This window comes from Crocosphaera chwakensis CCY0110, assembly GCF_000169335.1.
Lineage (GTDB): Bacteria > Cyanobacteriota > Cyanobacteriia > Cyanobacteriales > Microcystaceae > Crocosphaera > Crocosphaera chwakensis.
Window position 1 is genome coordinate 1 of record NZ_AAXW01000039.1, and the last position, 26,305, is coordinate 26,305.

Genomic DNA, 26,305 nt, shown 5'->3' on the forward strand with positions numbered 1-26,305 from the left:
TTAAACTGTAATAGTTAAAAATTTGTACTGAAGCGTTTTAAACTAATAATGGATCTAACTGCATTAAGAGAAGAATATACTCGCAATGGTTTGACTAGAGATGATTTAGAAACGAATCCTTTTAAACAGTTTGAAAAGTGGTTTCAACAAGCAACAGAAGCGGAATTATCCGAACCAAATGCTATGAGTTTAGCCACTGCTTCAGCCAAAGGAGAACCCTCCATTAGAACCGTTCTTTTAAAATATTTTGATGAGAAAGGATTTGTTTTTTTTACGAATTATGAAAGTAGAAAAGCACAAGAAATTGAGAAAAATCCTTACGTGGCTTTGTTATTTTTATGGCTTCCTTTAGAACGTCAAGTAAAAATTCAAGGAACTGCTACGAAAGTATCCACAGCAGAATCCTTTAGTTATTTCACCAGTCGTCCCAGAGGAAGTCAATTAGGGGCTTGGTGTTCGGCACAAAGTTCGGTTATTTCTTCACGAAAACTATTAGAAATGAAGTTTGAAGAATTAAAATATAAATTTCAACATGGAGAAATTCCGTTACCCTCTTTTTGGGGAGGATATCGAGTCAAACCGGCACGATTAGAATTTTGGCAAGGAAGACCAAACCGTTTACACGATCGCTTTTCTTATACTTTAACCGATGAAGAATCTTGGGAGATTCACCGTTTAGCCCCTTAAAATTCGTTCTTATAGTCCTAAGCTAAAAATTAATCAATAACCCAAAAGCCATTTTTCCGCCAATATTGCTCTTTCAGGGCTGCTTCTAATTGATGATTGACAATTAAACCTTTTTGGAGTAATAATTCTCCGATACGGTTTTTTTGAGAGGTTTGGAGTTGAATCACTTCATCGAGTTGCTCAGAAGAAATCCATTGTTTCTGAAGCAAAATTTGACCTAACTGCATAACTTTACCAGGGCATTGCCCTGAATAACATCAGAAATTTTTACTTAAATATACTCAAATTTATAGCATACTTTATTAAAAGATTACATAAATTTGTCGAAACTTTAATAGAAGGCCAAAAAAGAGAGCCAAGGATCATCTGTCCTTGACTCTTTGAAATTAAGTTATAAAGGTTTACTCAGAAACCATGATTAGCCTTCAGCGTTGGTACGGGTTGTTACGTCACCCACCTTAGCAAACAGACCCCATTCCACTTGTTCTTCAAGATCGGGATCAATTCCAGCAAATACGTCACGGTACAGAGTACGAGAACCATGCCAGATGTGACCGAAGAAGAACAATAGAGCAAAGACTGCGTGTCCGAAGGTAAACCAACCTCTGGGACTGGTGCGGAATACCCCGTCAGAACCGAGGGTTTCACGATCAAAGTTAAAGGGTTCCCCTAACTGTGCCTTACGAGCAAACTGCTTCACATCAGCAGCATTGCTGAAGGTTTGACCATCTAATGCACCACCGTAGAAAGTAGCAGTTACACCACTTTGCTCAATACTGAGTTTAGACTCAGCCCGACGGAAAGGAATGTCCGCGCGAACAACACCATCGGCATCGGTTAAGACAATGGGGAAGGTTTCAAAGAAGTTAGGCATCCGACGAACCGTTAAGACACGACCATCGCTGTCTTTGAATACAGGGTGTCCTAACCATTCTTGAGCGATACCGTCACCGCTATCCATAGCACCGGTACGGAATAAACCACCTTTAGCAGGGCTATTACCGACATAATCATAAAAAGCCAGTTTTTCGGGAATTTTTGACCAAGCTTCCGATAAACTGTCACCAGCAGCGATATTGGATTCAACCCGACGTTCGATTTCTTGTTGGAAATAACCGTTATCCCATTGATAACGGGTCGGTCCAAAGAGTTCGATAGGAGTTGTCGCGTTACCGTACCACATGGTTCCGGCAACCACGAAAGCAGCAAAGAATACAGCAGCGATACTACTGGATAATACGGTTTCGATATTACCCATTCTTAGAGCTTTGTAGAGGCGTTCTGGCGGTCTGACCGTTAAGTGGAATAAACCAGCAATAATGCCCACAATACCGGCTGCAATGTGGTGAGCAACCACACCCCCAGGGTTAAACGGGTTAAAGCCAGATGGCCCCCATTCCGGTGCCACCGGTTGGACGTGGCCCGTCAAACCGTAAGGGTCTGATACCCACATTCCTGGACCCCAAAGTCCAGTTAAATGAAAGGCTCCAAAACCGAAGCAAAGGAGTCCAGATAAAAATAAGTGAATCCCAAACATTTTGGGAAGATCCAGGGCGGGTTCCCCTGTACGAGCATCTACGAATAGCTCTAAGTCCCAGAATACCCAGTGCCAAACTGCAGCTAGGAATAATAGACCAGATAAGACGATGTGAGCAGCAGCCACACCCTCAAAAGACCAGAAACCAGGGTTAACGCCAGTTTCTCCGGTGACACTCCAGCCACCCCAAGATCCGGTTACCCCTAAACGGGCCATGAAGGGAAGAACAAACATCCCTTGTCGCCACATGGGGTTAAGAACGGGATCACTCGGATCAAAAATAGCTAACTCATAAAGAGCCATAGAACCTGCCCAACCGGCTACTAGGGCAGTGTGCATCAAATGGACGGAAATTAAGCGTCCTGGGTCATTCAGAACAACTGTGTGAACTCGATACCAAGGTAGTCCCATTGACTACGCTCCTCCTGTTGAGAATATGTCTACTTCGACGTTTTTTTCTTATGGATATTAAGGTTATGTGACTTATGTCGGGCGATCGCTGTCGAACAACTCTCATAACCCAAAAGTCAGCTAACCTACATTATGCCAAGAAAATGAAATTTATTTAAAGAAGTGTAACTATTGTTAGTCTCGATTGCAAGTTTTTTAGTCTCCTGTAGTAAGGATTGCATAGTCTATATGTTCTAGTTTTTTGTCCTAACTCAGAGCAGAAGAATGAAAATTATGATAAAAGCAGGATTTTTACAGTTTGGTTCTAGATTATTATTATCGAATGGATATCAAGCGATTCATATATTATAAAAAATAACAGTCAATCACTCTTTATGAAAGTTCGTGAAGTAATCAAAAGATTAAAAACTGATGGTTAGTATGAAGCAAGAATTAAAGGGAGTCATTGAGTTTTCGATCACGTAACTAACTACATCGCAAAAGTGCCACTATTGTTAGTATCGATTGCAAGTTTTTTAGTTTCCTGCAATAAGGATTGCATGACCTATATGTTCTATTTGTCTGTAAATTAGCAAGCCTAAATTTTTAAAATTTAATATAGATTGAACAAGAATGGCTCGTCTCTAAGAAATCTAGAAACGTGATTCTCGCAAACGTATGACACACTTTCTGCTAACCATTCATGTTCTTTTGGATTGCTTACATGATTAGAGAAAACATCTATTACTGCTAGAATAAAAAACGCTTCTACTATTTCTATATAATTCTCAGGTAATTGACGAATAGTATTATACCCTTCAAGGAAAGAAAATCTAATTGATGAAGTTAAGTATTGGAGTGCTGAAGCAACATCGTACAAATAATATCCAAAGCCACATAGGGCAAAATCTATCGGTCTAATTTGTTCATTTGAATTAAGTTTTGAAAGGGATGCATAAAAATGATTGGCATCATATAGAGGACGTTCAAAATTTGATGGTAATTTCCATCGACTGCTATGCTGATGTAATTGAGCCATCAATAAGCCAAGTTGATATGCTTGTTGCGGTGTTCTTTGGGTATCAGAAATTGCACCATCCATCCAGCCTAGCAATGATCAAAAAATGTTTTTCGTCCCTTCTACCAATACTTGTGTAACCCATTGACCTGATTTGTTTTTTATAGGTTTTTGTACGGTAAAATTATTTTCACTATGTAAAGCGGCAAGCCACATAAGTTCTGATTCAATAATCTTTGGTTTTTTCCAGATATTGTCATCCGCTCCTGAAATTGATTGGTGAATACGAAGCAAAAAATTTTTTGATGATGTTTTTATACAGAAAGTTACATTGTCGCTATGACTTAAAAACTGAAGTTTTTCTGGAATAATAGAATATTGTTTGAGAGCAGTTTTAGCTATATGTTCGTAACTGTTGCTTTTTTCCATTATTTAAACATCTATTTCAACTTTTTTATTCATAAACGTTTTCTTTTTATTATAAATCTATTTGATAAAAATTAATTCATGACTTATCATAAAACAATTCATTTTTCTGATACAGCCTCATAGGTTGGGTTGATCTGCATTTATTCATAATCTATTATTAATTTTTTCAAATAGCGGAACCTAACACGAACATCTTTAATTGGTTGGGCGTCACTATGGTTTAACCTAACTTACAATTAGATGAGTGGGATCGGGATTAAAAGCGATCGCTTGTAACATGATATATTTTTAATGTCATAATTGAGGAACAACTAATTCAACCCACTAATAAACAAGCTCAAGCCAGCTTAAGAATTTGTCAAATGTTATCAAATGGATATCAAGAGATTTATTTATTTCGTTTTGATGAAAAGATCGGCAACGTTTTTATTTTAGCTGGTGATAATATTCAAATTGTAATTCCACCTGATGGAGAATGGTATTTCATATGAAACCTAATTATGAAGCAATGAATAAAGCAGAATTAAGAGCTTATGTTCTTGGACATAGAGAAGATATTGAAGCAATTCGTCTGCTTTTTCAAGTTCAGGATGATATAGACATTAAGAAGTATCCTCCAGTTTGTACCGAAGAAGGAATTCCCATTGAGAAAAATATTAATATTATGAAAAAAGCAATTGAAGACAAAATTGAACAAGAAAATAATAATAAATAGTGCGATCTCAAAGAGATCCGCTTTGCGGTGCGCCTGTAGGTTGGTTTGAACAACACTTATTCATAATAGATTAGTAACTTTTTCAAATATTTAATATAAACCCATCCACTCAAAATCAATGACTTATTGTAGAACCATACATTTTTCTGATACGGATGCAGCCGGCGTTGTTTATTTTGCTGCGTTATTATCTATTTGTCACGAAGCTTATGAAAATGCTTTACAAGTAGCAGGAATTGATCTAAAAACTTTTTTCAAAAGTTCAAATATTGCTATTCCTATTATTCATGCTGACATTGATTTTTATCAACCTTTATTTTGTGGCGATCACATACAAATTAATCTAACACCTATACAATCAAATGAGACAGAATTCGAGATCAATTATCAAATATTTTATGAAAATAATTTAGATAAATTGATAGCTAAAGCAATAACTAAGCACGTTTCCATTAACCCTAAAATTCGTAAACGTTCTCCTTTGCCATCATCTATTATTAGATGGCTACAATCTAGTCGAGAGAATAAATAAAGCAATTTGTAACTGATTGACATAACATTCTAAGCTGATTTTCTGTTGCTTAAAGTAATATTTTTTGAACCTTAAACAGTCCCAAACTGCTGTAATTACTTTTTATAATGCAAAATCTCATTAGCCACACGATCGCAGACTCCCACTTCTCCTAAAAGGGTTCTCATTTGTTCATAGTCAGCGAAAGTTTTTTGACGGCGTTCGGGGTTTAATAATAACTCTAAAGATTCTTCTACAATGCGATCAATAGTTGCTTCTTCTTGTAATAATTCGGGAACAATTTCTTCCATTACGACTAAATTAGGAGGAGACATAAAAGGAATCGAAAACTTAAGGACATTCCTAGCGATCCACATGGTTAAAGGATTAACTAAACAGAGAACTAATTGAGGAATATCTAATAAAGCTAATTCTAAATTAACCGTTCCTGATTTAGCAATGGCAAAGTCAGCAGCAGCCATTACTTCTATGGCCCGTCCATCAAATAAAGTAATCGATAAATCATATTGTTTCACCATTTCTTCGATGGTGTGACGATATTCTTTTAAAGAAATAGGTAAGAGAAAATGGACATCAGGAACCTTTTCTTGTAACTTTTGGGCTGCCTTACAAATTAACGGTAAATGATACTTTAATTCTTGATAACGAGATGCAGGAAACAAAGCAATCACACGCTGTTCTTCTTTTATTCCTAAAGCTTGGCGAGTCTCTTCTCTAGTGGGGGCTTTAGCCATTCTATCTAATAAAGGATGACCCACCCATTTAACGTTGACCCCTTTTTTCTCAAAAAATCGTGCTTCTTCAGGAAAAATAGCGAGTAAAATATCAGTAATTTCGGCAAATTGTTCAATAGTTTTATTATTAGGGGCCCAGACCCAAGACTGAGGAGCAATATAATAAATAATAGGGACATGAGGTAGATGTTTGCGGGCGTACTTACCAAAAGCCACATTGGGTCCCATATAATCCAATAAAATTAACACATCTGGGGGATTATCCCGTAAATAAGCTTTAACCCGACGCTGCATTAACCAGGTGGGGATAATAAAAGGTAAGGCTTCAACAATACCAATAGACCCAATACTAGCCGTATTTCCTAATAACTTCGCTCCGGCTGCTTCCATAAGATCGCCCCCTAAAGCCAAAATTTCTAAAGGAATATTTTGTTGTTCTGCTTGCCGATAAAGGGCTTTAACCAACATCGATCCTTGTAAGTCCCCTGAAACTTCCCCGGTACTGATAAAAATTTGCATAGTTTCCTCTTTAACCCATAATGATCAATCGATGATTATTTAACTATTATTTCCTGGGATCGGCCCCCGTCGTTTTTCTCCTGTGGTTGAGAGTTGAAGAAAATGACGTAAATATCGGGCAAATTCATTATTATCTAAGTTTTCTAACTGTTCTAAGGCCTGTTGCAAAGTTAGATCAGACCGATACAAGAGACGAAAGGCTTTTTTTAGATAGCCTACATCTTCGGTGGTGAGTCCAGCCCGTCTTAACCCCACTAAATTGAGCGATCGCACTCTAGATGGGTTTCCTTCGATCATCATAAAGGGAGGGGCATCACGATCTATCCGACTCATTCCCCCTAACATGGCATTACGGCCAATTCTCACAAACTGATGAACCCCTAAAACACCCCCGATAACTGCCCTAGACTCAATATGAACATGGCCCGCCAAAGCGACGGCGTTAGCAATGATTACATGGTCTTCGATAACACAGTTATGAGCAACATGAACATAAGCCATTAAAAGATTATTACTACCAATTTCTGTAACTTCATCAGCATGAGTTGCTTTATTAACGGTGACAAATTCCCGAATAGTGTTACCATTTCCGATTTTGACCCGACTAGGGGCCCCTTTATATTTTAGGTCTTGGGGATCTAAGCCAATAACTGCACTAGGAAAAATACGGTTATTTTCGCCAATTTCTGTGGGTCCTTCGATAACCACATGGGGGCCAATGGTGGTTTGTGCGCCTATTTTCACCTGATCACCAATGACCGCATAAGGGCCTACTTCTACAGTGGGATGTATTTGTGCCTTCGGATGAATGACAGCAGTAGGATGAATTAGCGTAGTCAACGGGTTATCTCCCTTTGGATAGGTCAGCATGGAATTTAGTTATAGGGTACACAATAAAGGTTTTTAAGGGAACAGGGAAAGGAGAATTAAGGACAATAATATATGATGACGTACAATCGTTATTTTGGGTTCTGCTTAAAGGTCAGTGGTTTAAATATCAGTTGACAAAATTAAGCTTGATCCGTAATAACTAATAACTAATCTTTTTTGGTAAGGATTCATGAATTCAACTTGGGATCTCGTTACCCTCTCTTACTTTTCACCGAAAACTTGGCTGAATGCTAGTTATGTTTACCGTCTGGTGGGTTTATTTTCTGCTTGGCGCGAGTCTAGCTTTTTATTACAGTGGAGTGAGGCGATAGGGGCATTATTAATCAGTCTTGTCTTTATTTTTGGCCCTTTTATTACCACTGGTTTAATTGGAGTTTGGTTAATTGCTATTACCGGTTATTGGGGGATTTTAACCTTATCTGATAGGGAAAAACCTGGGTTTAGTCCTATTCATTTATTGATATCTGTTTATTGGGGAGTTTCTGCGGTGGCGGTGGCGTTATCTCCTGTTAAAGCTGCTGCTTTTTCGGGGTTTATCAAGTTAACTTTATACTTAGCCTTTTTTGCTTTTTGTGCCAGAATTTTGCGATCGCCTCGCTTAACCAATTACTTAATTACAGTGGTTTTAGGTATTGGTTTAGTGGTAGGTTGTTATGGCGTTAGACAACAAATTTTTGGAGTAGAACAATTAGCCACTTGGAATGATCCGACTTCAGAATTAGCTGGTGCAACGAGGGTTTATAGTTATTTGGGTAATCCTAATTTATTATCTGCTTATTTATTACCCTCTATCGCTTTTGGTGTCGCTGCTTTTTTTGTTTGGCAAGGTTTATTACCTAAATTGTTAGCAACTACTATTACTTTAGTAAATACGGCTTGTCTTTATTTTACGGGAAGTCGTGGCGGTTGGATTGCAATGTTGGCTTTAATGGCAACCTTTTTATTATTATTTTTTGTTTGGTTTAAGAACAATTTATCCCCGTTTTGGCGTAAGTGGTTATTACCGTTAGTCTTTACTGTTTTAGGGGGTTTACTGTTGGCTGCTATTGTCTCTGTTGACTCTTTGAGAATGAGGGTGATGACTATCTTTATGGGAAGAGAAGATAGTAGTAACAATTTTCGTATGAATGTGTGGATGGCGGTATTAGACATGATCCGCGATCGCCCATTAATTGGGATTGGTCCGGGAAACAGTGCTTTTAATAAAATTTATCCCCTTTATATGAGTCCTAAATACAGTGCTTTAAGTGCTTATTCTGTACTCTTAGAAACCGCCGTAGAAACAGGTTTAATTGGCTTAAGTATTTTTATTTGGTTAATTGTGGTTACTGTTAATCAAGGAGTACGACAAATTCAACGATTAAGGGATAACAATAATCCTTATGGTATGTGGTTAATTGCTGCGATCGCTGCTATGGCTGGTTTAATGGCCCAAGGGTTATTTGATACAGTTTGGTATCGTCCCCAAGTTAATACCTTATGGTGGTTTCTAGTCGCTTTAATTGCCAGTCAATATCAACCCAAACAAAAAGAAAATACTAGAAATAATATTGATGCAGAATCAATGTTTGTGGTTAATAAGTAACACTTTTTTTGAGGTAGGAGGCGTTAACATAACGTCTCTTAGCTTATACTAAATTAGTTCATTTTTTATAAATATCAGCCAAATAGATTTTCCATATCATTAATCGCTTTTTCAAGATATTTTATTGTAATATCTACACACATCTGAGTGTAATCTTCTTCAACGTCACTATGAACACCAGTACCTCTTATTTGTTCTCCCATTCTATAAAAATTCATAGGTAAAGTATGTATTTGATTTGATAAGAAAATATATGAAAAACGGAAATTATCTAAACTTAATCCCATTTTTTCTATAACTTCGTCTTGAGATAATAAAAGATGTTTGTTCCCTTTTAAATAATCTTTTTTCTGTTTATCCGATAAATTATTATTGAAATATTCATTATTTATTAATCTGTCTTTTAGTTCTGATATTTGTTTATTAAAACCTTGAATATCTTGATCACAATCACCCAATATTTCGGACTCAAAAAGCTTTTTTCTTCTTGTACAATCATGTAAATTAAAAATGTTATAGCGACATTCCCATTCGGTATAAGAGACAGAATCTATACAAAAATAGAAAAAAATCAAATAACATTCCAATATATTTCTTGTTAATGAAGCAACTGAGGCATAATCCCAATGATCAGTTATTTTAGTAGGTAATAATCTTTCCATACTAATTGCTATGACACACAATCTTGTAAATAAAACAGAACCGTAAAAGCGTTGAGGAGTAACTGACGGAATATTAGCAAACTTTTGAGATACTTTTTTGCATTTTGCAACTGTTTTTCTAAACTTGCTTGAATGAGAATGATAGCTTTGGTTTGACATTTTAGACTATTTATCAACTATTCTATACTAGAGTAGTATTTATATATTATAATCAATTCTTTCTCTCCTGACTCCTTATTTAAGAAACAATTTCATGAAACCGGTTGAGTTATTCCCGTTTATAAAAGAACAAAGACAGAAACTTCAAGAAAATTATCAAATTTTATGGCAAGAAGCTGAAAAAATTGGTAAAGAGTATGAACAAAAATCCTACAGGGAGATTTTGTCGTCTCCTGCAAAAACCGTTATTATTAACCTATATGAAGATCAACAAATAAGTTGCTTTATCGATGCTTATCATGTAGAGAAAAATGGAACTATAGCAGTTTGTATTGATGCTGATGGTTTACCGACACTATTAGGTATCAAACCATCCTATCATTTTTACAAAAGACCTGATGGTTCTATTGATTACTAATAGTCTGATTTTAACTAAATTATGAATAGTAAGGTTCCCGACGCTGATTTCATACAGCGCGGGCTTTCTGTAGCCCTGAATCTATTGAACAAGCCAACAGACTCGAACCTCCAGGCAGCCTTACACTCTGCCCCACTAAAGCTATCATCAACGACCCATTAAGATCAGCATCTCCAATCCACCCACAAGCTTTATTACTACATTTAAAAGACTTATTGTTTCTAAGTCCAATATGCAGACAGCAATGACAGGTTTGAGACGTATATCTTGGGTTAATTGCTATTACTTCAATCCCTTCTTTAATTCCTTTATATTCGAGGAAAGTTCTTAACTGATAAAAAGCCCAAGAATTAGACCGTCTTCGTTCGGTTTTATTTCTAGGTTTTTGGTTAGTTCGTTCCCGAATACCTGTTAAATCTTCAATAGATACAAAGGATTGACTTTGTTTAGCTTCGTCAATGATAGCTTTACTAATATTATGATTTAACCACGCCTGATATCTTCTTTCTTTACCCGATAGCCGTTTCAAAATCTGACGACATCTACGCCGTGTTGACCTTGTGCCTTGGGTTGCTGCTTGGTGCGCGTTCCCTTGCGCCGTACGACGGCGCGGGGTCGCATCCGCTTTTTTCTGCAAAGAAGCTCTGACACGATTAAATTTATCTCGTTTTCGGAGAATCTCTTTTCCTGACCATGATTTATTAGTGCTAGTAACTGCTATGTCTCTTCTACCAAAATCTACCCCAATAACGTTATCTGATTTGATAGGTTTAGGAGCATCAGATTTTAGCTGAATATGCACATACCAATCACCATCTTTATGTTGACAAACTTGTGCGGATGTGGGGTTTTGACCTGACAGTTTTCCTATATGGTAATTACTTACTCTCATAGGAATTTTAGCTCGTTTTCCAGTCGTGCTAATACTAGCTAAATAACCAGTTTCAACAAACCTAAAAGTACGGGCATCACAGTCAAAACTGGTGGGTTTAAAGTGTTTAACTTTTCTACCTTTTTGTTTAGCTGTTAAGCGATTAGCTGCGACCCTAGCACAAGCTCTAACAACATGATTAGCTGTTAGTCCAAACTGTTCTTTAACGTCTTGATAACATACAGCTTGTATTGAGTTTCTATTGGTCAAATTATGTTTAACAGTCTTATTAATATAGTTGCAAGCATCAGCAAACGCCTGAGCAGTATCACCTAACAATTGGGTTTGCTTTGATGTAGGTTGAAGTTTTACAACTAGCGTTAAGAACTGTTTCACTGACTTTAAAAACTCACCATAATGACATACTATCATAAAAATCGTACTTCGTGTTAATATATTGGTCGCAATTCCTCTCGTGCAACTGCGCCGCAGCGTAGCGAGGAACTCTGACTTTCAGTACAGAGCGAGCCTCCTTGCGACATCAAGGTGAAGAATTAGCCCGATATATTGAAGAGACTGATAAAATATCACAACCTTGGTTATTGATACAATTAAGACTCAAAAAATTACAAGAAAATCGTCATAATCTCTCATCTGATCAATATATCGCCCAAATGTCTGAATTGCACCAAGAATTAATGAAATTAGGTGAATGGTGGGTAGGTATTGAAGATGATGTATTTAATCCCTAGAAAAACTTTTAAATATCATTTAAAAAGCGATCGCTTTGAAAATATATCAATAAAATGAAGTTTGAATGGGACGAAGACAAAAGACTAATAAACATCCGTAAGCATGACATTGACTTTTTGGATGTAAAGAGCATTTTTGAGAACGATACAGTTATTATTGAAGATAATCGCTTTAATTATAATGAACAAAGATGGTTGGCATTAGGTTTGTTAAAAGGACGAGTAGTAGTTGTCGTTTATACTGAACGTAAAAGCAGTCTAAGAATTATCTCAATTAGAAAAGGAACTCAATATGAACAACGAACCTACTTTGAACAAATCACTAACTGATTGGACAAGATTAGACGCTATGGAAGACGAAAATATTGATTTTTCAGACTGTCCAGAAATTACCCCAGAAATGTTAAAATCTACTACTATCAGACCTGGTATAAAATCAAATATTGATGATAAATCTGTTACTGTTCAAATTGATCCTGATGTGGCTAATCTTTTTCCTGATTCAGCAGCCGTTAATGAAGGATTACGTTTGTTAATGCGATTAATTTATCATACTTCATCTTCAATAAAATGAAAGGGAAAAGAGTTATACCCTTTCCCCTCAATATTGTAACCGAGTTAAGGTTAAACCTGGACTTTTAATAAAGAATCTTTGAGTAAGGCTGCTTTATCGGTTGCTTCCCAGGGAAGATCGAGATCATTGCGTCCAAAATGTCCATAAGCAGCCACATCTTGATAAAAACGACCTCCTCTTTGTGAAGGAAGTTGACGCAGGTTGAGAGACTGAATAATACCGGCAGGCCGTAATTCAAAGAGTTCCTTAACAGCATCGAGTAACTTAGTTTCCTCTACTTTACCGGTGCCAAAGGTTTCGACTAAAATACTAACGGGACGAGCAACCCCAATGGCATAACTGAGTTGAACTTCACACTTTTCAGCTAAACCAGCAGCGACAATATTTTTAGCAACATAGCGACAAGCATAAGCAGCAGAGCGATCGACTTTTGTGGGATCTTTTCCTGAGAATGCTCCACCCCCATGACGAGAATAACCGCCATAGGTATCAACAATAATCTTACGACCGGTTAAACCTGCATCCCCTTGAGGGCCACCGATGACGAATTTACCCGTAGGATTAACTAAAAAACGAGTTTCTTGAGACGGTTTCATTTTCATATCCCCTAAAACGGGTAATACTACTGCGTCCCAGAGATCAGACTTAATTTTGGCTTGAACTGCATCATTATCGGTAATCGATCCAATGGTTTCATCGTGTTGTGTAGAAATGAGAATGGTATCGATATCCACGGGAATACCATCTTCATAAACGATGGAGACTTGGGTTTTACCATCGGGTCGTAAATAGCTTAAATCACCCGTTTTACGAACCGCGGCCAAACGACGGGAAAAACGATGGGCTAAACTAATGGGCAAGGGCATGAATTCAGGAGTTTCATTACAAGCATAACCAAACATAATCCCTTGATCACCGGCACCAATTTGGTCTAACTCGTCGTCACTAAGAGCTTGACGTTGTTCCTGCGCTTGGGTAACCCCTTGAGCAATATCAGGTGATTGTTCATCTAAAGCAACTAAAACTGAGCAACTATTGGCAGAAAAACCATTATCAGCATCAGTGTAGCCAATTTCTGCAATTTTTTTGCGGGCAAGCTCCACAAAATTAACATTTGCTTTGGAGGTAACTTCCCCAGTAATCAAGACTAAGCCTGTGTTGACAACTACTTCGGCCGCTACCCGACTTTGATCATCGTGGTAGAGGAGGGTATCAATAATAGTGTCAGAGATTTGGTCACAAACTTTATCGGGATGACCTTCAGTTACAGATTCAGATGTAAATAGATAACGGCGAGACAATGTTTTTTACCCTCTCTAAGTAATGATACGGATTAAAGCTTTTGTTAACCTCTGATCATACACCCTAAAATCCGAATTAGGAAATGTGAGGATTGTTGTTTAAGAATCTTATGGTTTTGAGAGTTGAATTGCTTCGATTTGATTAATGATGATATCAGCTTCATCTAAATGAGAGACTATCTGATTAGCCCAACAAATACCGATAGTTCCTGCGACTCCTGCTTGTTTGGCCATAGTAATATCCCCTTGGGAGTCTCCTACCATAAGGGTTTTGTTGGGAGATGTTTTAATCATTTCACAGGCTCTAATGAATAGTTTGGGATCAGGTTTACTTAATCCTTGATCGCCTCCCATCATTAATTGAATATATTTAAAGAGTTTGTGTTCTTGGACAAAATGTTCTACGTCTTTGGTAGGGGAAGCCGAAAGAATTCCTAATTTTAATCCAGTCTCAGATAAGGTTTTTAACACTTCTAAACTTCCAGTAAATAATGGGGAAGTGGTGCGATCTTTTTTGAGATATTTATCAACCTCCCTAAAGGCATTTTTGGCAATTTCTAACGATTCAAACCAACTTCGCCCAGTTTCGGCAATATAAGCAGCAGCAGCAATTAAGTTTTCTTGAGGACTTCCTACAGCCATTAAACCGGTAGGATCGAGTTGACCATCTTGAAGACCAAAGGCCATTAATAAAGGTTCCCCAATACCGGGTATTTCGGCATCTAATAAACGGGCGCGACGAATACTGAGTTCTCTCAAAAAGTTATTAGAATCTTCTAAGGTACCATCTTTATCAAAAATGATGGCTTCAATATCTTTAAACTCAAGGTTCTCACAGCGAATAGTTACCAAGATATGTACTCCTAAATCACACCAGTTAAATAGTAACAGGAGATTCTACATAAATTGTCGGTTCTTGAACAGTAAATTCAATACCATAATTACTGAGTTTATTGGTAATAGTTTCATTGGCTAATTCTAATAAACGTTTTCTTAATTCAATGGAATTTTCACTCGAACCTAGGATAAAAAAGGTAACTCTTGCGCGAATTCCATCACTTCCTTCTTTGGGAAATAAGGAAATTTTAGTGCTACCTGGATCGATACCAAATAAAGCGTCGGTACTTTCCTTTACGACTTGTTCGACTAAAGCTTGTTCTGAGTCTTCCAACTGTTTAAGAAAGTCTAAATAGAGTAACACCATCACTTTTTTACCACGGGTTACGTTCTCAATTTCTAGGTTAGCCATAATAGAATTAGGGACAATCATCAAGGTACTTTTGGCTGCTGTCCGAATTTTTGTTGACCGTAAACCGATTGACTCAACCCGACCAAATAAGCCACTCGGAAGCCGTATATATTCTCCAGGAATAAACGGGCGATCAAGATATAATACGCAGGTTCCTAATAGCTGTTCTAAGGTTTTTTGGGCTGCAAAAGCAATAGCTAAACCCCCAATTCCTAAACTGGCTAATAGTCCAACTAAATTAACTTGTTGACTTTGAGCAAAAGCTAAGACAGCGATAAAACCAATAAGAACATTGGCAATGGTTTCAAATACTAACAATAATTCATCAACCTGTCGCCCTAGTTTTCTCACTAAATCGATGCCATAAAAGCGTACAAATTGGCGAAAAAGTCGAGAACAAAGCCAAGCACAACTACTAATGACAGCTAGATCGATGAAAAAGTTTAGAAATCGATAAATACCTGTGTAGTTAACTAGAAAATTAAGAGAGATAGAAACTAAAATTAAAGTTCCTGTAATACGAAATAAGTGTTCAATGGGAGTAATTAAATTTTCATAAATACTAGCAACTTGTTTAGGAAAAAATCGTTGAATAATTAATCTAGCTAACAAGGGGGTATAGCGTCCAATTAACAGGGATAACAGGACAAAAACAAAAAAGATGAGTAATTGTAAGCCAAAGGTAATTATACCCTTTTGGGCTGCTTCATCAAATTGAAATAAATTGGTGAAATATTCAATAACAACTGTCATGATCAATGATTATTAAACAGTAATGGGTGAATCAACGTTAATAGTTTTATCTTCTATGTCAAAACCAATGCCATATTCTTTCAATTGATAGGTAATTTGTTGATTAGCAATCTCTAAAAATTGACGGCGTAACTCCATAGAAACTTGTCCTGATCCCAAGATAAAAAAGTTAATTTGTGCTTGAGTAACTATAGAGTTTCCATTTTCGACAGGGATTTCTTTAAAGATAACATCAGTACTGCGAGAATCAATGCCAAAAATATCACTGGTACTATCTAGAATAACTTGGCGAATTAGGGCTTCTTCGTCTTTAGGAATTAAGCGGTAAAAGGTTAAATAAATCAGAGAAACTACTTTTTTAGCACCCGTGTAATTCTCAATATTCATCTGAGTTAAGGAACTATTAGGTACGATCATTAGGGTTCCTTTCCCTGATGTTCTGATTTTTGTTGACCTTAAACCCACTGATTCGACCCTACCAAAAGTGCCATCAGGTAAGCCTATATAATCATCAGCAATGAAGGGTTTATCTAAATAAAGGACAATTCCCCCTAATAGTTGCTCTAAGCTTTTTTGGGCTGCGAAAGCTACTGCTAATCCTCCAATCCCTAAACTAGCTAGTAATCCAAAAACATTAATATCATGGGTTTCTGCAAAGATGAACAAAACAATGAGAATAATAGCAGCCTTAGTGAGATATTTAGCAATAATAATAAATTCACTATTAAGCTTACTACTATTAGCGATCGCTAGTTGTAATAAATGATCATCAAAAAAGGTTTGACAAATTTGTAACCCTACCCAGATAACAGTAAAAACAATGACAAAACTTAAAGGTATTTCTAGAAATTTTAGCCAACTGGGTAAAGAAAATATCGAGAAACTAAGATCCGTAATGGTTAATAACCCTATTAATGCTAACCAGTTTTGATAAGGGGGAATAATCTTATCATAAATAACTTTGAATTCACCAGAAAAAACATTAGTAATAATGTTTCCTAAAATTCTAGGTAACAAAAATAAGCCAATGCCGGCGATTATTAAGATGAGGGTAACAATAGCAAAAATAATAATGCTATCTATATCGATACTAAATGAAATACTATCGGTCATTTTCTTATTCTTATATCACTTCAAACTATTAACTATTTAACTAATGTCAAAAAATTAAAACACTGTTATCATAACATATCTTAACAGATTGTAAAGAATTGATAACCCATGACAGGAAAATCTCAACGATAAGAAATCGTTTGCAGATAATAATTTATGCTTCAATAAAAGATAGATACACTACTAGGAGAAGAAACGATGAAAGTCGAAAACTTAGGAGTTGAACAACGAGTGACACAACTTCGTCAACAACTGCAAAAAGCGAATTATGCTTACTATGTTCTTGATGATCCCATTATGGAAGACGCTGTTTATGATCAGTTATATCGAGAATTAGATAATTTAGAAAAAGAACATCCTCAGTTAATCACCCCAGATAGTCCTACTCAAAGAGTAGGGGATAAACCTGCCTCTCAATTTGTTTCAGTTACTCATAATATACCCCTTTATAGTTTAGAAAATGCCTTTAATTTAGATGAGTTAAAAGCGTGGAAAAATCGGTGGCAACGATATAGTGAAAAAGAGGATTTAGACACAATTGAATATGTATGTGAACTAAAAATTGATGGATCTGCCTTAGCGTTAACCTATGAAAACGGCTTATTAATTCGAGGAGTAACAAGAGGAGATGGAACCACAGGAGAAGATATTACGCAAAATATTCGCACTATTCGTTCCATTCCTTTAAAATTAAACTTAGATAACCCTCCCCCTATGATTGAAGTTAGAGGTGAGGCGTTTTTACCCCTAGATGAATTTGATCGCATTAATCAAGAAAGAGAAGAAAAGGGAGAAGCTTTGTTTGCTAATCCTCGTAACGCAGCAGCCGGAACCTTGCGACAGTTAGATCCAAAAATTGTTGACCAAAGACGCTTACAATTTTTTGCTTATACTTTGCATCTTGAAGAGACAGAAATTAGTAGTCAATGGCAGTCTTTAAACTATTTACAAAACAGTGGTTTTTTAGTTAATCCTCATCGCAAATTATGCCAGTCTCTCGATGAAGTCGCCGACTATTTTAAGCAGTGGGAAACCGCCAGAAAAGACTTACCTTATATGACTGATGGGGTGGTAGTCAAAATTAATGATTATTCTCTGCAAAAGGCTTTAGGGTTTACCCAAAAATTCCCCCGTTGGGCGATCGCCTTAAAATATCCCGCCGAAGAAGCCCCTACTATCGTTAAAGATATCATAGTTAATGTGGGACGAACTGGGGCAGTAACTCCCATGGCCGTTATGAAACCGGTTCATTTAGCCGGAACAACGGTACAAAAAGCCACCCTTCACAACAGCGATCGCATCTCTCAACTTGACATCCGTGTGGGAGATACGGTGATTATTCGCAAAGCAGGGGAAATTATTCCTGAGGTGGTTCGTGTTCTCAAAGAATTACGTCCCCCAGACACCCAACCCTATGAAATGCCTGATCGCTGTCCTGAATGTAATTCCCTCCTAATTCGTCCCCCAGAAGAAGCGGTTCTTCGTTGTATGAATTTATCCTGTAACGCAATTTTAAAGGGTAGTTTGGTTCATTGGTCTTCACGGGATGCCCTAGATATTCGGGGTTTAGGGGAAAGAATTGTGGTTTTACTCATTGATAATGAGTTGGTCAATTCCATTGCTGATTTATATTATTTAACCCCTGAAAAAATTGCCAATTTAGAACGCATGGGCAGTAAATCAGCAGATAACTTAATTAAGGCTATAGAAGGGAGTAAACAGCAACCTTTCTCACGGGTTTTATACGGTTTAGGCATTCGTTATGTGGGTAGTGTCACCGCTAATTTATTAACAGAAAATTTTCTGAGTATTGATCAATTATCCCAGGCTTCTTTTACATCTTTATGTTCTGTTTATGGTGTAGGAGGAGAAATTGCACAATCAATCATTGATTGGTTTAGTATTCAAAAAAATTATGATTTAATCCAACAATTAAAAAAAGTTGGGTTACAATTAGAGATAACTTCCTCCGAAAAAAACACTGTTGAATCTTCCCTAACTCCCTTATCTGGCAAAACTTTCGTCATTACTGGAACTTTACCTACCTTAAACCGTACTGAAGCTAAAACATTAATCGAAAAAGCAGGGGGCAAAGTAACAGGTTCTATTAGTAAAAAAACAGATTACTTGTTACTGGGAGAAAATGCAGGATCGAAATTAATTAAAGCACAAGAACTAGGGATCACTCAATTAAGCGAAGCAGATTTATTAGCCTTTCTCCAAACTGAATAATGGTTATTAGTTTAGTTGGTTTTGAATTAGATAAATTGTTTTAAAAAAGTTTATAATAACTGAATTATGAATATTATTATTAATGATTGTAGTATTAAAGAAAAACTTTATGAAAGTCCTCATTCTTTAATTTATCGTGGTGTTAGAGAAACGGATAACAAACCTGTTATTTTAAAAATTCTTCAAGATAGTTATCCAGATCCTTTAACCTTATCACAATTTAAACAAGAATATAAAATACTAAGTCAGCTAAATTCATCAAGAATAATTAAAACTTATGGTATTGATAAATATCAAAACACCTTAGTGATTATTTTAGAAGATTTTGGTGGAATAGCTTTAAACTCTTTATTAAAAGACAATAGCTTAGATTTAGAATGTTTTTTGAAAATTGCTATAAAAATTGTTGAAGGATTAGAAGTTGTCCATCACTATAATATTATTCACAAAGATATTAATCCAAGTAATATTATTATTCATCCTAAAACTCAAGAAATAAAGTTAATAGATTTTGGTATTTCTACTCAACTAGCGTTAGAATCTACTCAGGAATTTAATCCTCACTTAATTGAGGGAACACTAGCTTATATATCCCCTGAACAAACAGGGAGAATGAACCGTAAAATTGATTATCATACGGACTTTTATTCTTTGGGCGTAACTTTCTATGAAATGTTGACGAAACAGATTCCTTTTATAACGGAAGATCCCCTAGAATTAATCCATTTTCATATTGCTAAACAACCAATTTCTCCTTATGAAATTAATATTGATATTCCTGTAATTATTTCTAATATTGTTATGAAATTACTGGCGAAAACTCCTGAAGCAAGATATCAAAGTGCCACAGGAATTAAAGCCGATTTACAGAAATGTTTAAATCAATTCAAAGAGAAAAATCAGATTCAATTATTCTCATTAGGACGAGATGATATTTCGGATAAATTTCAAATTCCTCAAAAACTTTATGGTAGAAAAAAAGAAATACAAACCTTAACAAATACTTTTGAAACAGTAACGAAAGGACACAATGCTATGATATTAGTGTCTGGATATGCTGGTATTGGTAAATCAGTTTTAATTCGTGAAATTTATCCATCTGTTAGTAAAAAAAATGGATATTTTATTGCTGGAAAATTTGAACAGTTTCAACGAAATATTCCTTATGCAGCTATTATCGAAGCTTGTCAAGAATTAGTTAGTCAATTACTAACAGAATCAGATCAAAATATTAGGCGATGGCGTGAAAAATTACTAATCGCTTTGGGGGTTAATGGACAAGTTATTATTGATGTTATCCCCGAAATTGAACAAATTATCGGAGATCAGCCAACCGTTATCCCATTAGAACCCAAAGAAGCACAAAATCGTTTTAATTTAGTGTTTCAAAATTTTATAAAAGTCTTTACTAAACAACAGCATCCTTTAGTTATATTTCTAGATGATTTACAATGGTCTGATACAGCTTCGCTACAATTGATACAGTCTTTAATTACCACATTAGATGATCAATCTTTATTAATTATTGGTGCTTATAGAAATAATGAAGTTGATTTAGCTCATCCCTTAAAACTAACCTTAAATGATATTCATAATCAAGGGGTTATTACTGAAGAAGTTTTACTTAATAACTTAAAAATTTCTGAAATTGAAGTATTAATTAAAGATACTATTAAGCTAGAAGATATCAGTTGTAAGAAACTGGCTGAATTAGTTGCGGAAAAAACTAATGGCAATCCTTTTTTTGTTAAAGAATTCTTGAATTCTCTTTACCAAAATAGAATTTTACTATTCGACTATATAACAAGACAATGGGACTATAATAAAAAGGAAATTCAAGCCTTAGAAATTACTGATAATGTTGTTGATTTAATGGCCAATAATATTAGAAATACGCCAGTAGAAATACAAGAAATATTAAAAATAGCAGCTTGCGTTGGAAGTAAATTTGATTTATTTACTTTGGGAATAGTTAGTAATAACTCACAAATCAAAACAGCAAATAATTTATTACAAGCTTTAGAAAAAGGATTTATTTTACCCCTAAATAATCAATATAAATTAATTAACAATTATAAAAACGATAACGAAATTCCTACCTCATTAAAAATTAGTTATAAGTTTTCTCATGATCGAGTACAACAGGCAGCTTATTCCTTACTATCTAAAGAAAGGCAAGAAAAAATACATTTAACCATAGGAAACATACTATTAAATAACATACCAAAATCGAAACAAGAAGAAAAAATCTTTGATATTGTCAATCAAATTAATATTGGTTATAAACTGATTGATAATCCTTTAGAATATGAACAACTTGCTAGATTAAATTTAATTGCTGGAAAAAAAGCAAAAGCATCAGCAGCTTATGAAGTTGCTTTAAATTATTTACAATTTGCCATTAATCTTTTAGAACTAGATAAAATCTGGACAACTCAATATAAATTTTCTTTAGAAGTTTACTTAGAAGCAGCAGAAACTGCCTATTTAACTGGCAAGTTTGAGATAATGGAAGGTTTAATTATAACTATTATTGAAAATACTCCATTTTTACTCGATAAAATAAAAGCTTATGAAATCAAAATAAAAGCATACACTTCTCAAAATAAGTTATTAGAAGCCATTGATTTATCTTTATCTACTTTAGCTTTATTAGGAATAATAATACCCGAAAATCCTACAATTATAGATGTAGAAAAATCCTTGCAAGAAACGAATAGCTTATTACAAACAATAATTATTCAAGAGTTAGTTGATTTACCTCTTATAACTGATAGTAAGGCTATAGCTTCTTTAAGGATTTTAATCACAACGAGTATGGCAGCATTTTTGGCTAATTCTCGATTATTTACCTTAATTGTTACTCAACAAATTAAGCTATGTTTAAGGTATGGTAACTCTCCCGAAGCTTGTGTTGCTTATGCTTTTTATGGTGAACTTTTATGTCAAATTAGTGAAGATTTTGATGCCGGTTACGAATTTGGAAAACTTGCTTTATCTTTATTATCAAAACTTCAAGCAAAACGAGTAGAAGCACAAACTTCTTTTATTGTTATCTTATCTATCAGACATTGGAAAGAACCTTTAAGAAAACTGATTAATCCTTTACGTTTGGGATATGAAAAGGGATTAGAAACAGGTAATATTGAGTATGCAATGTGGAATGCTCAACTCTATTGTAATTATTTATTTGCTGCAGGAAAAGAATTAAACGAACTTAAAGATGAGTTAAATAAATATATTGAAGCTGCTAAAAAAATGCAAAGTAAGAATAGTCTGTATTTTTTAGCAATGAATTATCAACTTGTACTTAACTTACAAAATGAATGTGAATTTCCTTGTCGTTTGGTTGGTGAAGCATTTAATGAAGATCAAATGCTTCCATTGTATAAAAAAGTTAATTATAATCTAGCGTTATTTCATATTTACACTCATAAAACTACTCTCTGCTATCTATTAGGAAATTTAGAAAAAGCATTAGAATATGCTCTAGAAGGAGAAAAATATATAGGAGAAATGCTAACCGCAGGATCTCCAAAATTTCTTTTTTACTATTGTTTAACTCATTTAGCCATTTATGAGCAAAAATCTGATGAGGAACAACAAAAGATTATCGAAAAAGTAACCCATCATCAAATAACTATAAAACTTTTATCGACCCATAATCCGAGTCACTATTTAGGAAAATTTTATTTAATTGAAGCTGAATTATATCGCGTATTAGGTGAAGATCAAAATGCCAGAGAATATTATGACCAAGCAATTGCTTCCTTTGAAAAAGCAATTATATTCATGAACAAGCGATTGCTTATGAATTAGCTGCTAAATTTTATTTAAAAAAGAACACACCCACTTAGCTTATTACTATTTACACAATGCCCATTACTATTATAAAGTTTGGGGAGCGATCGCAAAAGTAAAAGATATCGAAGAAACCTACCCTCAGTTGGTATCAAAAGACAGTTTTTTGCCCAATAAACTAACCACAAAAATAACTGAAAAAAGATTAACTGAAGAGTTAGATTTTAACAGTATTTTAAAAGCCTCTCAAGTTATTTCTGGGGAAATTATCTTAAAAAACTTGTTAGAAAAATTGATGAGAACTATTATAGAAAATGCTGGCGCACAAAGAGGATTTTTATTATTAGAAAATAATAGTAATTGGTTAATTGAAGCAGAAGGAAATATTGAGGATGAAAATCTCACCATATTACAATCAATTCCTATTAATCATTCTGATCAAATCTCTCACAATATCAAACTGTCAATTCCTATTATTAATTATGTCGCTCATACCCAAGAAAGTATTGTTTTAAATGATGCTTCTCAAGAAGGCAAATTTACTCAAACTACTTATATTGTCAAAAATAAACCCAAATCAATTCTCTGTACGCCTATTATTAATCAAGGAAAACTCAACGGAATTATTTATTTAGAGAACAATTTAACTACCGATGCTTTTACCCCACAAAGAGTAGAAATTGTCAAAATATTATCAAGTTCTGCTGCGGTTTCTATTGAAAACTCTCGCCTCTACGAACAACTAGAAGACTATAGTAAAACCTTAGAGAAAAAAGTACAGTTAAGAACCCAAGAATTACAAGATAAAAATCAGCAATTAAATGTAACATTGGCTAAATTAAAAGCAACACAAAATCAAATTATTGCTCAAGAAAAATTAGCTTCTCTTGGGGCCTTAACGGCTGGAATTGCTCACGAAATCAAAAACCCTCTTAATTTTGTTAATAATTTTGCAGAAATTTGTATCGAATTAACAGACGAATTATATGAAGAAGTAGATAACCAAAAAGATAAATTAGATCAGGAAACTATCGAATATATAGAAGAAATCTTAAAAGATATTAAACAAAACTCCCAAAAAATTCACGAACATGGACAACGGGCTGATAAAATTGTTCATGGTATGTTAATGCACTCAAAAGGCAAACCAGGACAACGAAAACGAACTAATATTAATAATTTATTAGCTGAGTCTGTTAATTTAGCGTATCACGGAATGCGAGTCCAAGACCCTTCCTTTAAAATAAAAATTGAGACTAATTATGATAGTAATATTCCTGAAACTAATATAGTTCCCCAAGACATTAGTAGAGTTTTTCTTAATGCTATTAATAACGCTTGTTATGCTGTTAATGAAAAAAGTAAATCTTATCCAGAAAACTTTACACCAACGCTAACTGTAACCACCGCTAATAAAAATGAAGAGATAGAAATTGTCATTCATGATAACGGTAAAGGCATTCCTCACACTGTAATCGATAAAGTTTTTAACCCTTTTTTTACGACTAAACCGACTGGACAAGGAACAGGTTTAGGATTATCTATTAGCCATGATATTATTGTACAAGGACATCAAGGACAAATTTTCATAGACAGTAAAGAAAATGAATACACCGAATTAAAAATTATCTTACCAATAGTAAATATTATTAGCAAAACAACAAGCAATAATAACTAACCCTTAAATAGTCTAGAAATAAATTGTATATCGCAAAATTAATTCAAAACTAGATCAGATTTAATATCCCCATCAAACTTATCAGACTTATCAGACGTAATAATAATGTGGCGATCGCTATCAAAACTAAGCCATCCTTGACGTTGAAATTCTCCTAATAAGCGAGTTACCGTCACTCTCGTTGTCCCGATCGCCCCGGCTAAATTTTGATGAGTTAAACGCACTTTGATACGGGTTCCTGTCTCGGTGGTTTCCCCTAGTTCCTGCTTCAGTAAACTCAGTAATTGTTGAAGACGATCCTCAACTCGTTTCAATCCTGAAATAGCTAATAATGCCTCTGTTTGACGCATTCGACGGGCTAATTGAGTAAAAGCCATTTGACTTAATTGAGCGGAGTTAGTTAACTCTTCTAGGGGATGCCATTTCAAATAAATATCCGATAACCCCTTCACTTGATAAGAATCGACACAAGTTAACCAAGAACCAAAAAATGTCCCAGGTTGCGCCCATCCTAGTAAAATTTCTTCTCCTTGGGGAGATAACTGACTTAGTTGAGCAACACCTCGATAAACTTGCCACACCCGTTCTGTTACTAAAGGAATCGTCTCTCCTCGTTCATAAAAGTGCAGTCGTCCCCCCTCTGTATCTTCAAGGGACAGAGGTTGAGTTGGGTTATAGGCTAACAGCATCTTGATTTTAGTCTTCCCATCGTTAAACGACAATACTTTACGAGACAGTGTAAAAGATGAAGGTAAACATTGGGTAATCATCAGATTAAAACATTCAAGGCAAGAAATTAAATTTTACAAAAGTCAATTTTCTGCTACAGTAGCTTACAACTCTTTAACTTTCTTTACGAAGTGACCAAAGTTGTCACAAGTTAGGAGCTAGGAGTGAGGTGTGAGGAGTGTATGAGATGTGAGGAGTGTGTGAGATGTGAGGAGTTTGTGAAGAGTGAGGTGTGAGGAGTGTGGAGTTAATACTCCCTCAAGGGGCAGAGTTTAACCCTTGATTTCCTCGTTAATCTGTATATATAGCTAAACCATTCATTAATTTATGAAATTTTCATCAAATCGATTAATCATCGCTGTTGTAAGCATCTGCTTTTCTTTAACCTTTCATAGCCTAGTCGCTGCTTCTGGAGATAGTGAAGCTGGCTCAAAGTTACGCCCCCTTCCTTCAGATAACTATTTACCTCAAACCCCTGAATCGGCTAAAGGTTACATTTGGCCGGCTCAAGGAAACCTAACCTCTGGCTTTGGAAAACGTTTCAATAAACTACATACAGGGGTTGACATTGCTGCGGCCATCGGTACTCCTATCGTCGCTGCTGCCTCTGGAGTTGTCGTCTTTGCCGGTTGGAGTAATAAAGGTTTGGGTTATCAAGTCAGCATTCGTCATCCCGATGGTAATGTCAGTGTTTATGGCCACAATCAACGGCTTTTAGTGACTTCAGGACAAACCGTCGAAAGAGGCCAACAAATTGCTGAAATGGGCAGCACTGGATTTAGTACCGGACCCCATTTACATTTTGAAATTCGTCCTAACGGTAGAAAAGCAGTTAATCCTATCGCTTTTTTACCTGGTCAAAGACCATCTTTAACTCCTGCTCAAGCTGAGATCGTAGGGCGCTAAAAATATAGCAATCCCCATACTTGTGAGGTACAACGTTTTCTAGTTTTAGAAGTTAGGAGTAGAAAAGTTA

Annotated in this window: 26 protein-coding genes; 13 read left to right on the forward strand and 13 right to left on the reverse strand. The window is 35.4% G+C overall.

Annotation, left to right across the window (positions count from 1 at the left end):
- Positions 1 to 48: 48 nt before the first annotated feature.
- A complete protein-coding gene (pdxH, locus tag CY0110_RS19265) occupies positions 49 to 687 on the forward strand; it encodes a pyridoxamine 5'-phosphate oxidase (protein WP_008277204.1) in 639 nt (212 codons plus the stop codon).
- Between the two features lie 29 nt (positions 688 to 716).
- Here pdxH and CY0110_RS19270 read toward each other — a convergent pair whose 3' ends face one another.
- The 4 genes from CY0110_RS19270 to CY0110_RS30475 all read right to left on the reverse strand — a co-directional run bounded on the left by CY0110_RS19270 (position 717) and on the right by CY0110_RS30475 (position 4,061).
- Positions 717 to 914: a hypothetical protein gene (locus CY0110_RS19270; RefSeq protein ID WP_008277205.1), complete on the reverse strand. Its 198-nt coding sequence runs from the start codon at positions 912 to 914 to the stop codon at positions 717 to 719.
- 191 nt (positions 915 to 1,105) lie between these two features.
- Positions 1,106 to 2,635 (reverse strand): photosystem II chlorophyll-binding protein CP47, encoded by a 1,530-nt coding sequence (gene psbB / locus CY0110_RS19275; RefSeq protein ID WP_008277206.1) that lies wholly within the window; start codon positions 2,633 to 2,635, stop codon positions 1,106 to 1,108.
- Positions 2,636 to 3,227: 592 nt separating this feature from the next.
- The gene (locus CY0110_RS30470; protein WP_008277207.1) at positions 3,228 to 3,716 is read right to left on the reverse strand and encodes an aminoglycoside phosphotransferase/kinase family protein; all 489 of its coding nucleotides are present in this window, start codon (positions 3,714 to 3,716) and stop codon (positions 3,228 to 3,230) included.
- Positions 3,717 to 3,731: 15 nt separating this feature from the next.
- Complete coding sequence (locus tag CY0110_RS30475) at positions 3,732 to 4,061, reverse strand: protein kinase family protein (RefSeq protein WP_008277208.1); 330 nt, start codon at positions 4,059 to 4,061, stop codon at positions 3,732 to 3,734.
- Positions 4,062 to 4,423: 362 nt separating this feature from the next.
- Between CY0110_RS30475 and CY0110_RS31440 the strand changes: the two genes are divergently transcribed.
- The 3 genes from CY0110_RS31440 to CY0110_RS19295 all read left to right on the forward strand — a co-directional run bounded on the left by CY0110_RS31440 (position 4,424) and on the right by CY0110_RS19295 (position 5,308).
- Entirely contained in the window at positions 4,424 to 4,552 is a 129-nt protein-coding gene (locus CY0110_RS31440) for a DUF6888 family protein (RefSeq protein ID WP_008277209.1), read from the forward strand.
- Positions 4,537 to 4,776, forward strand: coding sequence for a DUF6887 family protein (locus CY0110_RS19290; RefSeq protein ID WP_050780022.1), 240 nt, complete (start codon positions 4,537 to 4,539; stop codon positions 4,774 to 4,776). The genes CY0110_RS31440 and CY0110_RS19290 overlap by 16 nt, the downstream gene beginning before the upstream one ends.
- Before the next feature lie 118 nt (positions 4,777 to 4,894).
- Positions 4,895 to 5,308, forward strand: coding sequence for an acyl-CoA thioesterase (locus CY0110_RS19295; protein WP_008277211.1), 414 nt, complete (start codon positions 4,895 to 4,897; stop codon positions 5,306 to 5,308).
- A gap of 95 nt (positions 5,309 to 5,403) precedes the next feature.
- Here CY0110_RS19295 and lpxB read toward each other — a convergent pair whose 3' ends face one another.
- A complete protein-coding gene (lpxB, locus tag CY0110_RS19300; RefSeq protein ID WP_008277212.1) occupies positions 5,404 to 6,561 on the reverse strand; it encodes a lipid-A-disaccharide synthase in 1,158 nt (385 codons plus the stop codon).
- Between the two features lie 39 nt (positions 6,562 to 6,600).
- On the reverse strand, positions 6,601 to 7,431 hold the full coding sequence (gene lpxA / locus CY0110_RS19305) for an acyl-ACP--UDP-N-acetylglucosamine O-acyltransferase (RefSeq protein ID WP_008277213.1): 831 nt from the start codon (positions 7,429 to 7,431) through the stop codon (positions 6,601 to 6,603).
- A gap of 190 nt (positions 7,432 to 7,621) precedes the next feature.
- Here lpxA and CY0110_RS19310 point away from each other — a divergent pair, with 190 nt between their 5' ends.
- Entirely contained in the window at positions 7,622 to 9,037 is a 1,416-nt protein-coding gene (locus tag CY0110_RS19310) for an IctB family putative bicarbonate transporter (RefSeq protein ID WP_008277214.1), read from the forward strand.
- A 74-nt stretch (positions 9,038 to 9,111) separates the two neighbouring features.
- On the opposite strand, the gene CY0110_RS19315 is transcribed toward CY0110_RS19310, so the two are convergent.
- On the reverse strand, positions 9,112 to 9,858 hold the full coding sequence (locus tag CY0110_RS19315) for a DUF5677 domain-containing protein (RefSeq protein WP_035800057.1): 747 nt from the start codon (positions 9,856 to 9,858) through the stop codon (positions 9,112 to 9,114).
- A 94-nt stretch (positions 9,859 to 9,952) separates the two neighbouring features.
- Between CY0110_RS19315 and CY0110_RS19320 the strand changes: the two genes are divergently transcribed.
- Positions 9,953 to 10,276 carry a hypothetical protein gene (locus CY0110_RS19320; protein WP_008277216.1) on the forward strand — a complete coding sequence of 108 codons (324 nt, stop codon included), beginning with the start codon at positions 9,953 to 9,955 and terminating at the stop codon, positions 10,274 to 10,276.
- 49 nt (positions 10,277 to 10,325) lie between these two features.
- Here CY0110_RS19320 and CY0110_RS19325 read toward each other — a convergent pair whose 3' ends face one another.
- Positions 10,326 to 11,543 (reverse strand): RNA-guided endonuclease InsQ/TnpB family protein, encoded by a 1,218-nt coding sequence (locus tag CY0110_RS19325; protein ID WP_232285754.1) that lies wholly within the window; start codon positions 11,541 to 11,543, stop codon positions 10,326 to 10,328.
- A gap of 137 nt (positions 11,544 to 11,680) precedes the next feature.
- Here CY0110_RS19325 and CY0110_RS19330 point away from each other — a divergent pair, with 137 nt between their 5' ends.
- From CY0110_RS19330 to CY0110_RS19340, 3 genes are read left to right on the forward strand one after another with little or no spacing between them, the layout of a single operon-like run.
- On the forward strand, positions 11,681 to 11,899 hold the full coding sequence (locus tag CY0110_RS19330) for a hypothetical protein (protein ID WP_008277218.1): 219 nt from the start codon (positions 11,681 to 11,683) through the stop codon (positions 11,897 to 11,899).
- Positions 11,900 to 11,953: 54 nt separating this feature from the next.
- Positions 11,954 to 12,229, forward strand: a complete 276-nt coding sequence (locus tag CY0110_RS19335) for a BrnT family toxin (protein ID WP_008277219.1) — start codon at positions 11,954 to 11,956, stop codon at positions 12,227 to 12,229.
- Entirely contained in the window at positions 12,192 to 12,473 is a 282-nt protein-coding gene (locus CY0110_RS19340; protein ID WP_035800060.1) for an S-adenosylmethionine synthetase, read from the forward strand. Before CY0110_RS19335 ends, CY0110_RS19340 begins: the two co-directional genes overlap by 38 nt.
- Positions 12,474 to 12,523: 50 nt before the next feature.
- Here CY0110_RS19340 and metK read toward each other — a convergent pair whose 3' ends face one another.
- The 4 genes from metK to CY0110_RS19360 all read right to left on the reverse strand — a co-directional run bounded on the left by metK (position 12,524) and on the right by CY0110_RS19360 (position 16,889).
- A complete protein-coding gene (gene metK / locus CY0110_RS19345) occupies positions 12,524 to 13,774 on the reverse strand; it encodes a methionine adenosyltransferase (RefSeq protein ID WP_008277221.1) in 1,251 nt (416 codons plus the stop codon).
- 108 nt (positions 13,775 to 13,882) lie between these two features.
- Positions 13,883 to 14,626 carry an HAD family hydrolase gene (locus CY0110_RS19350; RefSeq protein WP_008277222.1) on the reverse strand — a complete coding sequence of 248 codons (744 nt, stop codon included), beginning with the start codon at positions 14,624 to 14,626 and terminating at the stop codon, positions 13,883 to 13,885.
- Positions 14,627 to 14,651: 25 nt separating this feature from the next.
- The gene (locus tag CY0110_RS19355; RefSeq protein WP_008277223.1) at positions 14,652 to 15,776 is read right to left on the reverse strand and encodes a mechanosensitive ion channel family protein; all 1,125 of its coding nucleotides are present in this window, start codon (positions 15,774 to 15,776) and stop codon (positions 14,652 to 14,654) included.
- 12 nt (positions 15,777 to 15,788) lie between these two features.
- The gene (locus tag CY0110_RS19360) at positions 15,789 to 16,889 is read right to left on the reverse strand and encodes a mechanosensitive ion channel family protein (protein ID WP_008277224.1); all 1,101 of its coding nucleotides are present in this window, start codon (positions 16,887 to 16,889) and stop codon (positions 15,789 to 15,791) included.
- 198 nt (positions 16,890 to 17,087) lie between these two features.
- Here CY0110_RS19360 and ligA point away from each other — a divergent pair, with 198 nt between their 5' ends.
- The 3 genes from ligA (at position 17,088) to CY0110_RS31015 (ending at position 24,600) form a co-directional block, all read left to right on the forward strand.
- Positions 17,088 to 19,121, forward strand: coding sequence for an NAD-dependent DNA ligase LigA (gene ligA / locus CY0110_RS19365; protein ID WP_008277225.1), 2,034 nt, complete (start codon positions 17,088 to 17,090; stop codon positions 19,119 to 19,121).
- A gap of 66 nt (positions 19,122 to 19,187) precedes the next feature.
- Positions 19,188 to 22,940, forward strand: a complete 3,753-nt coding sequence (locus CY0110_RS19370; RefSeq protein ID WP_008277226.1) for an ATP-binding protein — start codon at positions 19,188 to 19,190, stop codon at positions 22,938 to 22,940.
- A 148-nt stretch (positions 22,941 to 23,088) separates the two neighbouring features.
- Complete coding sequence (locus CY0110_RS31015) at positions 23,089 to 24,600, forward strand: GAF domain-containing sensor histidine kinase (protein ID WP_008277227.1); 1,512 nt, start codon at positions 23,089 to 23,091, stop codon at positions 24,598 to 24,600.
- A 38-nt stretch (positions 24,601 to 24,638) separates the two neighbouring features.
- Here CY0110_RS31015 and CY0110_RS19375 read toward each other — a convergent pair whose 3' ends face one another.
- A complete protein-coding gene (locus CY0110_RS19375; RefSeq protein ID WP_008277228.1) occupies positions 24,639 to 25,289 on the reverse strand; it encodes a Crp/Fnr family transcriptional regulator in 651 nt (216 codons plus the stop codon).
- Between the two features lie 367 nt (positions 25,290 to 25,656).
- Here CY0110_RS19375 and CY0110_RS19380 point away from each other — a divergent pair, with 367 nt between their 5' ends.
- Positions 25,657 to 26,235, forward strand: a complete 579-nt coding sequence (locus tag CY0110_RS19380; protein WP_008277229.1) for a M23 family metallopeptidase — start codon at positions 25,657 to 25,659, stop codon at positions 26,233 to 26,235.
- Positions 26,236 to 26,305 lie beyond the last annotated feature (70 nt).

Excerpts from the sequence above, each read along its gene's own strand:
- pdxH (WP_008277204.1), top strand. The coding sequence starts at position 49 with ATGGATCTAACTGCATTAAGAGAAGAATATACTCGCAATGGTTTGACT.
- CY0110_RS19270 (WP_008277205.1), bottom strand. The coding sequence starts at position 914 with ATGCAGTTAGGTCAAATTTTGCTTCAGAAACAATGGATTTCTTCTGAG.
- psbB (WP_008277206.1), bottom strand. The coding sequence starts at position 2,635 with ATGGGACTACCTTGGTATCGAGTTCACACAGTTGTTCTGAATGACCCA.
- CY0110_RS30470 (WP_008277207.1), bottom strand. The coding sequence starts at position 3,716 with ATGGATGGTGCAATTTCTGATACCCAAAGAACACCGCAACAAGCATAT.
- CY0110_RS30475 (WP_008277208.1), bottom strand. The coding sequence starts at position 4,061 with ATGGAAAAAAGCAACAGTTACGAACATATAGCTAAAACTGCTCTCAAA.
- CY0110_RS31440 (WP_008277209.1), top strand. The coding sequence starts at position 4,424 with ATGTTATCAAATGGATATCAAGAGATTTATTTATTTCGTTTTGATGAA.
- CY0110_RS19290 (WP_050780022.1), top strand. The coding sequence starts at position 4,537 with ATGGTATTTCATATGAAACCTAATTATGAAGCAATGAATAAAGCAGAA.
- CY0110_RS19295 (WP_008277211.1), top strand. The coding sequence starts at position 4,895 with ATGACTTATTGTAGAACCATACATTTTTCTGATACGGATGCAGCCGGC.
- lpxB (WP_008277212.1), bottom strand. The coding sequence starts at position 6,561 with ATGCAAATTTTTATCAGTACCGGGGAAGTTTCAGGGGACTTACAAGGA.
- lpxA (WP_008277213.1), bottom strand. The coding sequence starts at position 7,431 with ATGCTGACCTATCCAAAGGGAGATAACCCGTTGACTACGCTAATTCAT.
- CY0110_RS19310 (WP_008277214.1), top strand. The coding sequence starts at position 7,622 with ATGAATTCAACTTGGGATCTCGTTACCCTCTCTTACTTTTCACCGAAA.
- CY0110_RS19315 (WP_035800057.1), bottom strand. The coding sequence starts at position 9,858 with ATGTCAAACCAAAGCTATCATTCTCATTCAAGCAAGTTTAGAAAAACA.
- CY0110_RS19320 (WP_008277216.1), top strand. The coding sequence starts at position 9,953 with ATGAAACCGGTTGAGTTATTCCCGTTTATAAAAGAACAAAGACAGAAA.
- CY0110_RS19335 (WP_008277219.1), top strand. The coding sequence starts at position 11,954 with ATGAAGTTTGAATGGGACGAAGACAAAAGACTAATAAACATCCGTAAG.
- CY0110_RS19340 (WP_035800060.1), top strand. The coding sequence starts at position 12,192 with ATGAACAACGAACCTACTTTGAACAAATCACTAACTGATTGGACAAGA.
- CY0110_RS19355 (WP_008277223.1), bottom strand. The coding sequence starts at position 15,776 with ATGACAGTTGTTATTGAATATTTCACCAATTTATTTCAATTTGATGAA.
- CY0110_RS19360 (WP_008277224.1), bottom strand. The coding sequence starts at position 16,889 with ATGACCGATAGTATTTCATTTAGTATCGATATAGATAGCATTATTATT.
- ligA (WP_008277225.1), top strand. The coding sequence starts at position 17,088 with ATGAAAGTCGAAAACTTAGGAGTTGAACAACGAGTGACACAACTTCGT.
- CY0110_RS19370 (WP_008277226.1), top strand. The coding sequence starts at position 19,188 with ATGAATATTATTATTAATGATTGTAGTATTAAAGAAAAACTTTATGAA.
- CY0110_RS19375 (WP_008277228.1), bottom strand. The coding sequence starts at position 25,289 with ATGCTGTTAGCCTATAACCCAACTCAACCTCTGTCCCTTGAAGATACA.
- CY0110_RS19380 (WP_008277229.1), top strand. The coding sequence starts at position 25,657 with ATGAAATTTTCATCAAATCGATTAATCATCGCTGTTGTAAGCATCTGC.